Origin of the sequence: Pseudomonas corrugata, assembly GCF_050920615.1 — a bacterium.
Lineage (GTDB): Bacteria > Pseudomonadota > Gammaproteobacteria > Pseudomonadales > Pseudomonadaceae > Aquipseudomonas > Aquipseudomonas corrugata.
Genome location: NZ_CP130434.1, coordinates 4,126,146 through 4,141,932 on the forward strand (window position 1 = coordinate 4,126,146; position 15,787 = coordinate 4,141,932).

7 protein-coding genes are annotated in these 15,787 nt (G+C 61.8%); 3 read left to right on the forward strand and 4 right to left on the reverse strand.

From position 1 onward, the window contains the following. Nucleotides 1–68: 68 nt before the first annotated feature. Nucleotides 69–1,391: an MFS transporter gene (locus QZH45_RS17905; RefSeq protein WP_024776974.1), complete on the reverse strand. Its 1,323-nt coding sequence runs from the start codon at nt 1,389–1,391 to the stop codon at nt 69–71. Nucleotides 1,392–1,581: 190 nt separating this feature from the next. Here QZH45_RS17905 and QZH45_RS17910 point away from each other — a divergent pair, with 190 nt between their 5' ends. From QZH45_RS17910 to QZH45_RS17920, 3 genes are all read left to right on the forward strand, one after another. Beyond that, on the forward strand, nt 1,582–3,318 hold the full coding sequence (locus QZH45_RS17910; protein ID WP_055136182.1) for an IlvD/Edd family dehydratase: 1,737 nt from the start codon (nt 1,582–1,584) through the stop codon (nt 3,316–3,318). A gap of 225 nt (nt 3,319–3,543) precedes the next feature. After that, nucleotides 3,544–4,263, forward strand: coding sequence for a FadR/GntR family transcriptional regulator (locus tag QZH45_RS17915; protein ID WP_024776976.1), 720 nt, complete (start codon nt 3,544–3,546; stop codon nt 4,261–4,263). 141 nt (nt 4,264–4,404) lie between these two features. Further along, entirely contained in the window at nt 4,405–9,108 is a 4,704-nt protein-coding gene (locus tag QZH45_RS17920) for a dermonecrotic toxin domain-containing protein (RefSeq protein WP_069018270.1), read from the forward strand. 166 nt (nt 9,109–9,274) lie between these two features. Here the strand turns inward: QZH45_RS17920 and QZH45_RS17925 are convergent, their stop codons facing one another. From QZH45_RS17925 to pepN, 3 genes are all read right to left on the reverse strand, one after another. Further along, nucleotides 9,275–11,650, reverse strand: a complete 2,376-nt coding sequence (locus QZH45_RS17925; RefSeq protein WP_024776978.1) for an efflux RND transporter permease subunit — start codon at nt 11,648–11,650, stop codon at nt 9,275–9,277. A gap of 43 nt (nt 11,651–11,693) precedes the next feature. Next, complete coding sequence (locus QZH45_RS17930) at nt 11,694–12,746, reverse strand: WD40/YVTN/BNR-like repeat-containing protein (protein WP_024776979.1); 1,053 nt, start codon at nt 12,744–12,746, stop codon at nt 11,694–11,696. Between the two features lie 383 nt (nt 12,747–13,129). Next, a complete protein-coding gene (gene pepN / locus QZH45_RS17935) occupies nt 13,130–15,787 on the reverse strand; it encodes an aminopeptidase N (protein ID WP_024776980.1) in 2,658 nt (885 codons plus the stop codon).

The window sequence follows — 15,787 nt, forward strand, 5'->3', positions numbered from 1 at the left end:
AGGGATGCAAGCTGACCCGACGCTATCGCGAGCAGGCTCGCTCCCACAGTGGATCGCCCCCCCCTGAATCAGGTACGCGTCGCCCCACGCGCACTGGCTGCGAACTGGTCCGCCGGCAGCGCATGCTTGCGCTCCAGCAGGCGGTACACCACGCCGGTCAACACCAGGCCGAACACCATCACACAGGACAGGAAGTACAGCCCCGAAGCCAGGTTGCCGGTGTATTCCTTCAGTGCACCGATCACGAACGGCCCGATATAGCCACCCAGGTTACCCACCGAGTTGATCAACGCGATGCCCGCCGCCGCGCTGGCGCCTGCAAAGAACCGTCCCGGCAAGGTCCAGAACACCGCCGTGCAGGAGAACAGTGCAAACGCCACCAGGCACAGCGCCGCCAGTTGCAGCACCGGCACCGACAGCCAGGCGCTGAGGAACAGCCCCATGGCACCCAATACGTAGAGCACGGCCAGGTGACCATAGCGATCGTTCAAGCGGTCGGAGCTGCGGGGAATGACCAACAATCCGATGATGCCGAAAATATAGGGCACCGAAGACACGAAGCCGGTCACCAGGTCGCTGCCGCCGAACTGCTTGATCAGCGTCGGCAACCACAGGCCCAGGCCATAGATACTCAGGGTCACCGGCAGGTAGAACAGCGCCAGCAGCAAGACCCGCTTGTCCTTCAGGGCGTGCAGCGGATTACCGTGACGGGTCTGGCCGTACTCCTGCAGGTCCTTTTTCAGTTCACCGGTCAGCCAGTCCTTCTCGGCCTGGTCCATCCACTTCACCTGTTGCGGGCCATCCGGCAGGTAGCGCAGCACCGGCCAGGTCAGCAGCATCGCCGGCAGGCCAATGACGATGAACAACCACTGCCAGCCGTGCAGGCCCAATACACCGTCCATGCCTAGCAACCCACCGGAAACGGGACCGGTGATCATCATGGCAATGGGTTGGGACAGAATGAACAGGCCCAGGATCTTGCCGCGATGGCGAACCGGGAACCACTGGGTGATGTAGTACAGCACGCCGGGAAAGAAACCGGCTTCGGCCGCACCGAGCAAAAAGCGCATCACATAGAAACTGTGGGGGCCCTGCACAAACGCCATGCCGATGGTGATGGCGCCCCAGGTGATCATGATCCGGGCGAACCAGCGCCGGGCGCCGAAGCGTTCGAGCATCAGGTTGCTGGGAATTTCCAACAGGAAGTAACCGATGAAAAACAACCCTGCGCCCAAGCCGTAGGCGGCATCGCCGATACCCAGTTCAGCGCCCATGTGCAGCTTGGCAAAGCCCACGGCAGAGCGGTCTACATAGGCGATCAGGTACAGCAGGATCAGGAAGGGAATCAGTTTCAGTGTGATGCGACGGATAAGCCGCAATTCCTGGCTCATGGGACCGGTCTCCGATTGTTGTTATGGAACCTCGGGGGATTTCTCTCGCGAATGCACGCCAGGACAACCCCTCCATTGAGCCGGACTATATAGTAATACTATTTACCCAACAACACTTCCAAACCGCACAAATTGCGCTTATGTTACGCTTCATCCAGAACAATATAGTCATACAATAAGAGAATCGATCATGTCTGATAAAAAACCCTCCCTGCGCTCGGCCCAATGGTTTGGCACCGCCGACAAAAACGGCTTCATGTACCGCAGCTGGATGAAAAATCAGGGCATCGCCGACCATCAGTTCCATGGCAAGCCGATCATCGGCATCTGCAACACCTGGTCGGAACTGACCCCGTGCAACGCGCATTTCCGGCAGATCGCCGAGCACGTCAAGCGCGGCGTGATCGAAGCCGGGGGTTTCCCGGTGGAATTCCCGGTGTTTTCCAACGGCGAATCGAACCTGCGCCCTACCGCCATGTTGACCCGCAACCTGGCGAGCATGGACGTGGAAGAGGCGATTCGCGGCAACCCGATCGACGGCGTGGTGCTGCTCACCGGTTGCGACAAGACCACCCCCGCCCTGCTGATGGGCGCCGCCAGTTGCGACGTGCCGGCTATCGTCGTCACCGGTGGCCCCATGCTCAACGGCAAGCACAAGGGCCAGGACATCGGCTCGGGCACAGTGGTCTGGCAGTTGAGCGAACAGGTGAAGGCCGGCACCATCACCCTCGACGATTTCCTCGCGGCCGAGGGCGGCATGTCCCGCTCGGCCGGCACCTGTAACACCATGGGTACCGCCTCGACGATGGCCTGCATGGCCGAAGCCCTCGGCACGTCGCTACCCCATAACGCCGCGATTCCGGCCGTGGATGCGCGCCGCTATGTGCTGGCCCACATGTCCGGCATGCGCGCCGTGGAAATGGTCCGTGAAGACCTGAAGCTGTCGAAGATCCTGACCAAGGAAGCCTTTGAAAACGCCATCCGGGTCAACGCGGCCATCGGCGGCTCCACCAACGCGGTGATCCACCTCAAGGCCATCGCCGGGCGCATCGGCGTGCAGCTGGATCTGGACGACTGGACCCGCATCGGTCGCGGCATGCCGACCATCGTCGACTTGCAACCCTCGGGACGCTTCCTGATGGAGGAGTTCTACTATGCCGGTGGCCTGCCCGCCGTGCTGCGTCGCCTCGGTGAAGCCAACCTGATCCCCCACCCGTACGCCCTGACCGTCAACGGCAAGAGCCTCGGCGAGAACACCAAGGACGCACCGATCTACGGCCAGGATGAAGTCATCCGCACCCTGGACAACCCGATCCGCGCCGACGGCGGCATTTGCGTGTTGCGCGGCAACCTGGCGCCATTGGGGGCGGTGCTCAAGCCCTCTGCCGCCACTCCCGAGCTGATGCAGCATCGCGGTCGCGCAGTGGTGTTCGAGAACTTCGACGAGTACAAGGCACGGATCAACGACCCGGAACTGGAGGTGGATGCCAACTCGATCCTGGTGATGAAGAACTGTGGACCCAAGGGTTATCCGGGCATGGCTGAAGTGGGCAACATGGGCTTGCCGGCCAAGCTGCTGGCCCAGGGCGTGACCGACATGGTGCGGATTTCCGACGCCCGCATGAGCGGCACCGCCTATGGCACCGTGGTGTTGCACGTGGCACCGGAGGCCGCGGCCGGCGGTCCGCTGGCCGCAGTGAAGGAAGGCGACTTCATCGAACTGGATTGCGCCAGTGGTCGCCTGCACCTGGACATTTCCGATGCCGAACTCGCCGCCCGCCTGGCCGATCTGGCCCCGCCACAGCAACTGCTGGTAGGCGGCTACCGTCAGTTGTACATCAACCATGTACTGCAAGCGGACCAGGGCTGCGACTTCGACTTCCTGGTGGGCTGCCGCGGCGCCGAGGTGCCGCGACACTCCCATTGATCCCACCAAATCCCTGTGGGCTTTTGTGGGAGCTGAGCTTGCTCGCGATAGCGGTGTAACAGACAACAGAGATGTTGACTGGAAGGGCCTCATCGCGAGCAAGCTCGGCTCCCACAAAAGCCCCACAATGGATCGGCATCTAAATCAAAAATCGCACTAGCGACCCGCCCTCGCTGCGCCTGCTATCATGCGCAGCATCTCCTCCACAGGATCGCGCCGCCCCCCATGGATTACCGCAAACCTTCCGACCGCAAAAGCATGCACGCGCGCATCGTCCAGGAACTGGGCATGCAGATCGTGTCCGGACGCTTCAAGCCCGATGACAAGTTGCCCGCTGAAGCCTTGCTGTGCGAAGAGTACGCCGTGAGCCGTCCGGTACTGCGTGAAGCCACGCGGGTGCTGGTTGCCAAAGGCCTGGTTTATTCGCGGCCGCGAGTGGGCACGGTGGTCAAGGCCCGTCGGGAATGGCACATGCTTGACCCGGATGTGTTGCACTGGTTGATGCAGAGCAGCCCGCAGAATGAGTTCTTCGGCTTGTTGACCAGCGTGCGCAGCATCATCGAACCGGCCGCTGCCGCCCTGGCCGCACAGTTCGCCACCGACGCCGACATCGCCGCCATCCGCGAAGCCTATGAGCGCATGGACGCGGCACCGACGCCCGAAGCGCTGCTGCAACCGGACCTGGATTTCCATAGCCGGATCGCCGACGCTACCCACAATGACCTGCTCGCCAATCTGTGCAACATGCTGTCGGTGGCCATTGCCGAAGCACTCAAGCATTCCAACCAGCGACCGAACCTGCATGAGCTGGCGATGCCACGGCACAAGGCGATCCTCACCGCCATCGAGAATCGCGACGCCCTCGGCGCCCGCCATGCGACGTTGGTGCAACTGGACGACGCCCGCAGCGCGCTGAACGTGGTACTGGGCAACGAAACCAACTGATCCCCCGCCATCGTTGCCGAACAGACCCGGCACACTTCTTCCCAGGCACGGTGGTATCTATGTACCACCCGCACCGGACTGAGCAGTCGATACTTTTCACGCCGTCATCCCGACGGCCATGTTTTGTGAAAAGGACTTCTCATGACCACCCCCTCCACCGCTGACGCGATCCCCGCGTTGGCCCAAAACGTCAGCCTGCACTTCGCCAGTCGCCCGACCTTCGAACAGGTCGCCCGAGGCATGCTCGAACAAGCGATCAAGCAAAGAGACCCCTGGCTGAAGATCGACCTCTCCAGGACCCAATTGGCGATGCCAGAACCGGTCACACGCGGTTGGCACTTCCAGCCCTTGATGTCCGCAGCCCTCGACTACCTGGCCACCGGCACGCCCCCGGACTTCGACCCACAGGGAGCGTTTGACTGTTTTCTCTCCGACAGCCCGCCACGCCGCCTCTGGTCAGGCGATCGGGGCCTGGACATGCAGCTCATCAAGAAATCCATACTTGAACTGGCCTGGACTCTGCCGATCGGGCTGGAGGATGCCCTGGTCCGCTACTGGAACGAGGACATCGACAGCGGTGACCAGACCGCGACAAGTGGCCGAACCAGCCGCTGGCGCTGGCTCAGCGATGTACTCAGGAACACACTGAGCATCCGTGGTCTGCAACAACCCGAGCTCACGGATACGGCACGGGAGGCCCTGGACCAGATCGTCCGTTGGCCGGACCGGGCGCTGCGCTTTTGTCTCAACCGACAGGCCCCTGTGTACGCCTACAACCTGGAAACCTGGCTCACCCAGGACAGAACTCGCACCGTGCTGGTCGGCGGCGATATCCTCCTGGTCCGCATCAAGAACGGCACCGCCGAATTCCTGCTGTGCAGCCCCGGCAGCGCCGTCAAGTCTTTTGCTTCCCTGGAGGCCTTCAATCAGCATTGGGGCGAATGGATTGCCCGCCAGTACACCGTCGACACCATCACTTGCCAACGCTACGAAATCGGCGGCAACGTCTTCGAGCGCCAGGCGGCGATGTTGCTGGAGCAGCAATTGGTCGACCTCAAGGCTGTGCAACTGCCTGCCCGAATCGACCTGCAAGACCTGAAGCGCCTCTACGCCGACTTGAGCGACCCGGCGCGCTCGCTGCTGGAGGCCCCCCGACCGTCGCCTGACACTTCGGCACGCCTTGGGTCGCTGTTGCCCGAATGGCTGAAAAACGCCTCCATCGTCGACCAGACGACCTTCCAGCACTACAGCCTGGTCCTGGCCAGCGCAAAAAAACGCCATCAGGGCCAGACATTTCTCGGTGGCATCGACGACATCAAGGCCTTCACCGTCGACGCCTTGCTCGGCCGCCTGCGACAGACCAACGACAGCAGCGCGGACAAGCTGCCATCGGGCCGTTACCAACCCGACGATGTAGTGCTGACGTTCAGCGTTTCGGCAGGCTATCCCGGAACCGTCGGCCTCACCGAGAAGCGGCAGATGAGCCTGACCGAACTGGCCATCCACAATCTCGTCGCCCGCCCCAGCGGCACCTTCACCCTCAGCCATCGCCAGGGCCAGACGCTGCCGACCTGGCTGACGCCGGGCTTCATAACCGCGCTGATCGAACAGGTCGATATTGGCGCGACCTATCCTCGCTGTCTGCAACAGCATTTACTCGGCGATTCGCCCCAGGCACAGAACCGGCAACGGATCTTCGCCGAACAGATCCCGGCGCAACTGATGCTCGAGGCGCTGAAGCAGAAACTGAACCACGAGAACGGCGTGACCCTCCAAGGCTTGCGCCTGCTGGAAGCGGTCCAGCAACCCGACGCGGCGAGCCAGCAGGTCGAGGGTCGCCCGGTAGTGATTCGCCACCTGGGTTTGCTGCGCAAACCCCAGGCCCAGCCCGATATCGTGACCAACATGTTCATCATCGAAGGGCAGGACACCGCCACCGGCCCGCACCTGTTGTATCGGCCGCTCTACGCGCCCTCGCTGCAAGAGTTTCCCACACGCGAAGCGCTGTTGCAGGCCATCGCCACCACTGGGAGCCTGCAGGACAGCATCCTGACCTGGTTGCCTGACGCCGCACGCCCGATCTATGCCAACGGCGGATTCCTGGAACCCCACATCGTGCGGTTCTTCAGCGGCGACGAATTCAATGTTCCCGACAAACCCGCCCCAGCCACCCTCGCCGTCGACGATAGCCGCGGCGAGCTGCTGCAATCGCTGCACGAGGGCGAGCTGATGCAGTACCTCTACGGCTGCAACGCTCAAGCCCTGGTCACCCAGGCCGACCGGGACTCGGTGTCCAACAGCGAGAGCCGCTGGGCGGTGTTGCTCGAAGGTGGCAGTCTGTTGTTCAACACGCTGCTGTTTCCTTTGCTGCGCGGCCCGGCCATGACCACCGTCTGGCTCTGGAACCTGATGGCCAGCGCCCAACAGGACATACCGGCGCTGAGCGGCGAGGACCCGGTGGCCCGGGAGCTGGCTGCCGTCGATCTGCTCGTCAACCTGGCCCTGTTGGTGAGCCAGTCGCCCGCCGGTCATGGGCCTGCGACTCGTGCGGTCGTGCCCGAATCGATAAAGGAACAAGCCATGCGCCCTCCCGCGCCGCGCGCCATCGCCGAGCAATGGCCTGCACCGCAGGCGCCCACCCTCGTAGAGGGCACCGTCACCTTGCCCGACGCCAACACCGATACCGGCAGGCGCCTGGACTTCAGTTTCGCCAGGGCCAGTGGTCGCCTGACACCAGCACTCCAGGCCAGACTGCAATGTTTACAGGTATCGACCCCCTCTTCCCCCCTCGCACCGATTGAGAACGGCCCCTACAAGGGCCTGTACGTGATCAACAATAAATGGCATGCCAAGGTTGAAGGTGTCCTGTATCGGATCACGCCTGAAGCGGGCGGCAGCGCAACCATCGTTGACCCGCTCGATCCACTCGACGCTGAAAAAAACGGTCCCTCGCTGCGAGTCGATAAGAACGGACACTGGCACCTGGATCTGCGCCTGCGTCTACTCGGCGGCGCACCGCCCAAGCGGGTGGAGGCACAGCGCCGTGTCAACCTGCAGCGGGTCCAGCAGTTGACCGAAGAATCCAAGCGGTTGGAGGCGCAAGATGCCGATCGACAAAAAGCCCTGGACGTGGCCCAGCAAGTCATGACCCGGACCGAGGAAGGCGGCAACTACACCGAAGCCCAGAGGGCGGCGAAACGCAAGATTTTCTATGACCTGCTCAAGGAGCAGACCGAGATATACCTGAAGCTGGCGGACAGCGCGGCCGAACGCGTCAGCCTGGGCATCGGTTTCCCGTCCGGTTACATGCATGTGCTCATGGAAAACCTGATCAACAATGCCCGCAAGGCGTTCCTGATCACCGAAAAGGAGCGCGTGGCCATCCAACGAGTACATCCCCAGTTTGGAGAGCGTGCCGACATCAGGGAAATTGTCGACCGCGACTACGAAGCCTACATGAAGTACCTCGACGCCAAGAGTGACATCAACGACCGAGCGATCTATTGGTTGGAACTCAAGGACAATTACCTCGAGCAGCTATCGAACCTTGATGCGTCGGGCGCGCGGGCATTTGAACGGCTGACCAGCAACCGGCCCCTGGATGAGAAGAACGCCATCGGCAGCAAAACCATGCAGCTCTCCACGCTCCCCGTGCTGTCAGTGAAAAACCGGCAATCCGCCCTGCCCAACCGCCTGCTTCGCATTCTCATGCCATTGATGGAGCACATGCGCTCCCATTGGGACCTGCAAACGTACGACGTCTCCCCGGCGGAAAAACTCGAAGTGCTGGAAAGCCTGACCGAACATTACGGCAAGACCCTGGATACGTTGAAGGGGACAAAGGCCCTTTACCTGGACGACATCAACGAGTCCTATTTCGACAGGTTGGTCAAACTGGTCGAGGGCCTATACCAGGAGGTCTCCAGCAAACTCGCCGCCGAAATCAAACCCGAGCCAAAACCGCGCAAGCGTACGCCGAAACGCCCCAGGACCGGCGCCGGGCTGCCACAGAAAAAGTTGATCAGAACCCGCCACAACGGCGTCTTGATCGGCGACCTGAAACCCGCCGGCACGAGCCTGCCCATCGAAGTCGTCGAAATGCGCTCCGAAGCCAACAACCAAGTACTCGCCACCTATTCGCGCCACGAGGATGTCTGGGATGTGGTCGACGTACGGCGTCCGACCCCGGCGCCCCAGACGCGATCGATCAAGGCGATCCGGGCCCATGGGCGAGCACTGCTCGACGAGCTGGACAAGCGCATGAGCCGCGCTGAAAGCTACAAGACCCACTGCCGTCATCCTCAGGAGATCGAGGAAATCCTGAACAATGAAGCGAGTCACTTCCGCACACTTTCCGAAGAACTCGATCGGGCCCTCACCGCATCGCCAACCTCACGCACCCCGGCAAACGATGCCCTGGGCCAGCTGTTGTCAGACGCCGCCGCCAACCTGACCGCCAAGGGCAGTGACCTGCGTATCGAACTGAGCCTGAAACTGCCACCCACCGACGGCAACCTTCGCTTCCTGTTCGAGAAAAACCTGATCCAGGTGGCCCGGCTCGGCGACCGCACGACCCTGCAAGGAACCCGCAAGGACTTCCTCCAGGAATACGCCATCAACGACCCTGACGGCTTCCCTATCTGGTACGCGCACTTTCATTACGAAGCCGCCGATACGCCGAAAGACAACTTCAGCGTCGCGCACCTCAAGACCAAGGAACAACGCAAGGAGCACTACCACTCACTACTGGCCAAGGCCACCAGCCCTTATGCGGTGGTGAATGTGCATCGGGGGCAGATCAGCAAGTCGTTGGCGCAGAGCAGGTTCCTGCCGTTGGCGCCTTGATTGCTGGAGGGATAGCGTCCGCTTTTGTGGCGAGGGGATTTAGCGAAACGTCGCACCGCCCCGCTCTGTAGGAGCAAAACTTGCTCGCGATAGCGACAGACCAATCAACATTGTTGCTGACTGGCTTATCGCAATTGCGAGCAAGCTTTGCTCCCACAGGTATCAGTCAGTGGGCAAACAACGAATTACCCTTCTGCCCCGCCAGCTTCTCCGGCTTGATCAGGAACCGCGCCAATGCCGGCAGCAGCCACAACGCGCCGAACATGTTCCACAGCAGCATGAAGGTCAGCATCAACCCCATGTCCGCCTGGAATTTGATGGCCGAGAAGATCCAGGTGCACACCCCGATCGCCAGGCACAAGCCGGTGAACAGCACGGCTTTGCCGGTGGACTTCAGCGTCTGGTAATAAGCTTCCTGCAACGGCAACCCGGCCCGCAGGAAGCTTTCCAGGCGGCTGTAGATGTAAATCCCATAGTCCACGCCAATCCCCACCCCCAGCGCCACCACCGGCAGGGTTGCGACTTTCACGCCAATGCCCATGAAGGCCATCAGGGCGTTGCCCAGCACCGAAGTCAACACCAGCGGCAGCACGATGCACAGGGTCGCCGCCCAGGAGCGGAAGGTGATCATGCACATGGTCGCCACGCAGATGTACACCAGGATCAGGATGGTCAGTTCCGACTCCTTGATCACTTCGTTGGTAGCCGCTTCGATGCCGGCGTTACCGGCGGCCAGGATGAACTCCAGGCCCTCGCGGTTGTTTTCCTGGGCGAAGGCTTGCACCGCCTTCACTGCACGGTCCAGGGTCTCGGCCTTGTGATCGTTGAGGAACACCAGCACCGGTGCCAGGGAGCAGTTGTTGTTGTACAGGCCATCGGCTCGGGCAATGGAGTTGTTCAGCACGTCTGGGTTGCGCGACAGGGTTTCCCATTTCAGGTTGCCCTCGTTCATGCCCTTGATCATCTGCTTGGACACGGTCACCAGGGAAATCGCCGATTGCACGCCCTCGGTGTTCTGCATCTTCCACATCAAGTCATCGATCGGTGCCATGGCTTCATAGCGCGAGCAGCCTTCGGCCTTGGTCTTGACCATCACCACCAGCACGTCGGAACTGGTGGAATAGTTGCTGATGATGAAGTTGTTGTCCTGGTTGTAGCGCGAGTCGGGACGCAGTTCCGGGGCCCCTTGGTCGAGGTCGCCGATCTTCAGGTTCTGGCTGTACCAGAGACCACCACCGAAGGCGAGCACCGCCAGGGCAATGGACACCGGCGCGACCCTGGCGCTGGCGAAGTTCGACAGCGACCGCCAGAACGGATGCTCGCGCGTCGCGTCTTTCTTGCTGCGCTCGATGGCGCGCTTGCTGATGCCGACGTAGGAAATGGCCACCGGCAGCAGGATCAGGTTGGTGAACACGATCACCGCCACGCCGATGGACGCACCGATGGCCAACTCGCGGATCACGCCGATGTCGATGATCAGCAAGGTAATGAAACCCACCGCATCCGCCAGGATCGCGATCATCCCCGGCAGGAACAGTTGCCGGAAGGTGCGCCGCGCAGCCGTCAGAGCGTTGTCAGCCTCGCTGGACTGCAAGGCAATGCCGTTGATTTTCTGCACCCCGTGGGAAATCCCGATGGCGAAAATCAGGAACGGCACCAGCATCGAATAGGGATCCAGCCCGAACCCGGCCGCGTGCATCAGCCCCAACTGCCAGACCACTGCCACCAACGTGGTGCTCAACACCGCGATGGTGCTGCGCATGCAGTGGGTGAACCAGTACAGCAGGACCAGGGTGATAACGAAGGCCACGCCGAAGAACATCACCACCATGATCAGGCCATCGATCAGGTCACCGACCTTCTTCGCAAATCCGACAATGTGGATCTGTACGTTGGGGTTCTGGACTTCGAACTTGTGGCGGATCTTGTCTTCGAGCTCGTGGGAGAACTTCTGGTAGTCCAGTTTCAGCAACTTGCCCTGGTCCTGGGGATCCGGGTAGGACTCCAGCAACGGGATGTCGACGATGCTCGATTTGAAATCGTTGGCCACCAGGCGCCCGACCTGGCCGGACTTGAGCACGTTGTTGCGCAGCAGGTCGAGGCTGTCGGCCGAACCGTTGTAGCTCTGGGGAATCACCTCGCCGCCGGCGAAGCCCTCTTCCGTCACTTCGGTCCAGCGCACGCTCGGACTCCACAGTGACTTGAGGCCGGAACGGTCGACGCCGGGTATGTAGAAGACCTCGTCATGGATCTGGCGCAGGGTCTCCATGTAGTCCTTGGAGAAGATGTCGCCGTTGGTGGCTTCCACGGAAATCCGCACCGTGTTGCCAAGGTTAGCCAGGTCGTTGCGATGTTCGAGCATCTTCTCGATGAACGGATGCTTGAGGGGGATCATTTTCTCAAAGCTGGTGGAAGGACGGATCAGCGTGGCCTGCCAGAACAGGAAAACGCTGACCAGCAGGCAAATGACGATCACTGCCGGGCGGTTGTTGAAAATCAGGCGCTCGAGGAACGTCGCCTTGTCTTGGTGATGACTGCTCATGGGGTCCGCCTTCTTGTTATTGTGCCCGACTCATATCCGCGGCTCATTTGTTCAGTTCAGCGCCGCTGGCCGTGGTGGTGCGCACGCCGCCCTGTCCGGCCAGGACCAGGTTGCCATTACCCGCCGCCGTGACGGCTGCCACGGAAATCCGGTCCGGACGGTTGAAGACGCTGAAGCTCACACCGTCGTCGGTACTGCGCACCACGCTGCCGCCGTTGCCGACGATCACGATGGAACCGTCCGGCAACAAGGTCGCCCCTGACAAGCCGAACTCCAGGGTACCCCGGGCGACCTTGAGCTCGACCTGCTCCCAGGAGCCGCCGAAATCGGTGGAGCGATAGAGGTTGCCACGCAAGCCGTAGGCCAGCAGCGTCGAAGGCTGCGCGGTGCCGATGACGCCGAACAGCGAGCCCTGGTACGGACCTTCGAGCTTCTCCCAGGTCTGGCCCCAGTCGGCGGAGCGGTACATGCTGCCAGCCTCGCCGACGATGAACAGCCCCGCGTCTTTTACCGCCGCGATGGCGTTGAGGTGGAACTGATCTTCGTTGTCGAGACGGTCGCTGGCGTCTTCCCAGTGCTTGCCACCATCGGTGGTTTCGAGCAACGCACCGTACGCGCCCACGGCGAAACCCTGGCGGACATCCCTGAACCAGACGTCCAGCAGCGGCGCTTCACGGGTGAGGTCTTCGAACTGCCGGGTCCAGGTGCTGCCACCGTCTTCGCTGGCAAGGATCTGCGCGTCGTGCCCCACGGCCCAGCCATGCTTGTCATCGACGAAGAAAACGGCGGTGAGCAGTTGCCGGGTCGGCACCTTGGCCTGGGTCCAGGAAGCGCCCTGGTCGTCCGAATAGACAATGTGCCCACGATCCCCGACCGCCACCAGGCGCTGGCCGGCGTGAACCACGTCGAGCATCAGGGTCTTGCTGGCCTTGGCCGATTCGACCGAATAGATGACATCGGTTGTCGTGGCTGCAACGGCCAGCGCCGGTGCCGACAACCCCACAGAGCCCAGCAGCGAGAGCGCCGAGGCCAGCAACGCGACTCGGCGCAGCACCGGCTGGCGGGCGCGACCCACGGCCATGACAGGCTCGTTCATAGACCTTTTCCCCCATTATTATTGTTAGGCCATTCGACCTTTCAGGGCGCCGTAGGCAGCTCGATCGGGGCGCAAACCTGCAATCTAGAGCCACTTCGGAAGCTGACCTATCCTATCGGGCTTTCGGAAGGCCTGACAATCGACGCCACGTTATCTTTTGTTAACCAGGGGGGTTGGTGCAGGGGGTGAATGGCGGGGTATTCGGTGGGGTGATAAGCGATTATTTCAGAACCGGCATTGTGGTGCGCCCAATCGCGAGCAGGCTCGCTCCCACAGGGGTCTCGGTTGGTCACACGATGTGTGTTCACTGAAGATCCACTGTGGGAGCGAGCCTGCTCGCGATTAGAGCGCCGCGGTTCACCAGGTAAACCACGGCATCAAGGTCAAGCCAGGCTCTTGCTCACCACCTCGAACACATCGCTGGACAGCGCGCCGGACGCCAGGATGCGCTCCAGCTCGGCTTTCATCAGCGCCTGACGGGCGCTGTCGTATTTACGCCAGCGGGTCAGCGGTGCCAGTTGCCGCGAGGCGATCTGCGGGTTGAAGCCGTTGAGCTGGATGACCAGGTCCGCCAGGAAGCGGTAACCCGAGCCGTCGGCGGCGTGGAAGTTGATCAGGTTCTGCCCGGCGAACGCACCGATCAGTGCCCGCACCTTGTTCGGGTTCTTGAGGTTGAACGCCGGGTGCTCCATCAACGCCTTGACTCGCTCCAGGCCTCCCGGCAGGGGGCTGCCGGCCTGGACACTGAACCACTGGTCCATCACCAGCGGGTTGCCCTTGAAGTTTTCCGCGAACACTTCCAGCGCCCGGGCCTTCTCGGTTTCGAACGGCGAATTGACCAGCACCGCCAGCGCCGTGAGACGTTCGGTCATGTTGTCGGCGCTGTCGAACTGCTCCAGGGTGGCACTCAGCACTTCGGGCTTGTCGGTCAGCATCAGGTAAGACAGGGCGATGTTCTGCAACGCACGGCGGGCAAAATGCTCGGCTTCGGCCACATAGGGCGTGCGTTTCGACAGGTCGCGGTTGGCTTCATAGCGCAACCACAAGGCCTCGAACAGGTTGTCGGCCAGTTGCTGGCGAGCGAACTCACGGGCGGCATGGATCGCCTCGACGTCGGCCACTTCGCTGATTTCCGTCAGGTAGGCTTCGCTTGGCAGCGAGAGCATTTCCGCGACCATGGCCTGATCCAGGGTTTCATCCGACAGTACCGTGCGCAATGCGCTGACCAGACGCGGGTCCAGCACCAGGCTCTCGCCCTTCTTATGCTGAGCAATCAGTTCCTGCAACACCTGCACCGACAGTTGCTGGCCGGCATCCCAACGGTTGAAGCCGTCGCTGTCGTGCTGCATCAGGAACATCAATTGGTCGCGGTCGTAGGGGAAGCTCAGCTTCACCGGCGCCGAGAAGCCCCGCAACAAGGAAGGCAGCGGTTTTTCAGCGATGTCGACAAACGTGAAGGTCTGTTCGGCTTCGGTCACCGAGATCACCCGGGATGTGCCGTTGGCCGTCGCTTCGCCGGTCAGGCGCAGCGGGATCCCGGCGCCCTGGCTGTCCAGCAGGCCCAGCTCGACGGGAATCACGAACGGCAGTTTTTCCGCCTTGTCCGGGGTCGGCGGGCAGCTCTGGCGGAAAGTCAGGCTATAGGTCCTGGCGGTCGCGTCATAGGACTCGCTGACCGCCAGCCGTGGCGTACCGGCCTGGCTGTACCAGCGTTTGAACTGGGTCAGGTCGACACCGTTGGCATCTTCCATGGCCTTGACGAAGTCATCGCAGGTCACGGCCTGGCCGTCGTGGCGCTGGAAGTAGAGATCGCTGCCCTTGCGGAAACCATCAGCTCCCAACAGCGTGTGGATCATGCCGACCACTTCCGAGCCCTTCTCGTACACGGTCAGGGTGTAGAAGTTGGAAATCTCGATGAAGCTGTCCGGGCGCACCGGATGGGCCATGGGACCGGCGTCTTCGGCGAACTGGTGGGTACGCAGATAGGCCACGTCCTGGATACGCTTGACGGTGGCGGAGTTCATGTCGGCCGAGAACCCGGCGTCGCGGAACACCGTAAAGCCTTCCTTGAGCGACAGCTGGAACCAGTCGCGACAGGTCACGCGGTTGCCCGACCAGTTATGGAAATATTCATGGGCGACGATGGCCTCGACCCGCTGGTGCGCGGCATCGGTAGCGGTTTCGGCACGGGCCAGCACCGCGCTGGAGTTGAAGATATTGAGGCCCTTGTTCTCCATGGCGCCCATGTTGAAGTCGTTGACCGCGACAATCATGAAGATGTCCAGGTCGTACTCACGGCCGTACACCTCCTCGTCCCAGCGCATGGACTTCTTCAGGCTGGTCATGGCGTGCTGGCATTTGTCGATGTTTTCCGGCTCGACATAGATGCGCAGCGCCACGGTGCGTTCGGTCATGGTGGTGAAGGTGTCTTCGACGCACCACAGGTCACCGGCCACCAGGGCGAACAGGTAAGCGGGCTTCTTGAACGGATCTTCCCAGGTCACCCAATGCCGGCCGTCTTCGCCGGGACCGCTGGCAATCGGGTTGCCGTTGGACAGCAGCACCGGATAGCTATGCTGCTCGGCCACCACGGTGGTGGTGAACTTGCTCATGACGTCCGGACGGTCGAGGTAGTAGGTGATCTTGCGGAAACCTTCGGCCTCACACTGGGTGCAGAACATGCCGCCGGACTTGTACAGGCCCTCCAGGGCCGTGTTGGTTTCCGGGTGGATCCGCACAGTGGTGTCGACCGTGAACGCCGGGACCTTGGGCTGCAAGGTCAGGTGACTGTCGTCCAACTGGTAGTCGCCCGACCCCAGGTCGGTGTCGTCGAGCTTGATGGAGACCAGCTCCAGATGCTGCCCGTCAAGCACCAGCGGCGGCAGCCCGCCCCCCCGCTCGGGGTTGCGACGCATCACCAGTTGCGCATGGACCAGGCTGTGGTCCTCGAACAACTCGAAGGTCAGGTGTGTCTCGTCGATCAGGTACTCGGGCGCCTGATAGTCCTTCAGGTAGATCATCTTCGGTTGTTCGGTGCGCAT

Bases quoted from the DNA above. Each gene is read 5' to 3' on its own strand.
- QZH45_RS17930 (WP_024776979.1), bottom strand. From the start codon at position 12,746: ATGAACGAGCCTGTCATGGCCGTGGGTCGCGCCCGCCAGCCGGTGCTG.
- QZH45_RS17920 (WP_069018270.1), top strand. From the start codon at position 4,405: ATGACCACCCCCTCCACCGCTGACGCGATCCCCGCGTTGGCCCAAAAC.
- QZH45_RS17915 (WP_024776976.1), top strand. From the start codon at position 3,544: ATGGATTACCGCAAACCTTCCGACCGCAAAAGCATGCACGCGCGCATC.
- pepN (WP_024776980.1), bottom strand. From the start codon at position 15,787: ATGCGCACCGAACAACCGAAGATGATCTACCTGAAGGACTATCAGGCG.
- QZH45_RS17925 (WP_024776978.1), bottom strand. From the start codon at position 11,650: ATGAGCAGTCATCACCAAGACAAGGCGACGTTCCTCGAGCGCCTGATT.
- QZH45_RS17905 (WP_024776974.1), bottom strand. From the start codon at position 1,391: ATGAGCCAGGAATTGCGGCTTATCCGTCGCATCACACTGAAACTGATT.
- QZH45_RS17910 (WP_055136182.1), top strand. From the start codon at position 1,582: ATGTCTGATAAAAAACCCTCCCTGCGCTCGGCCCAATGGTTTGGCACC.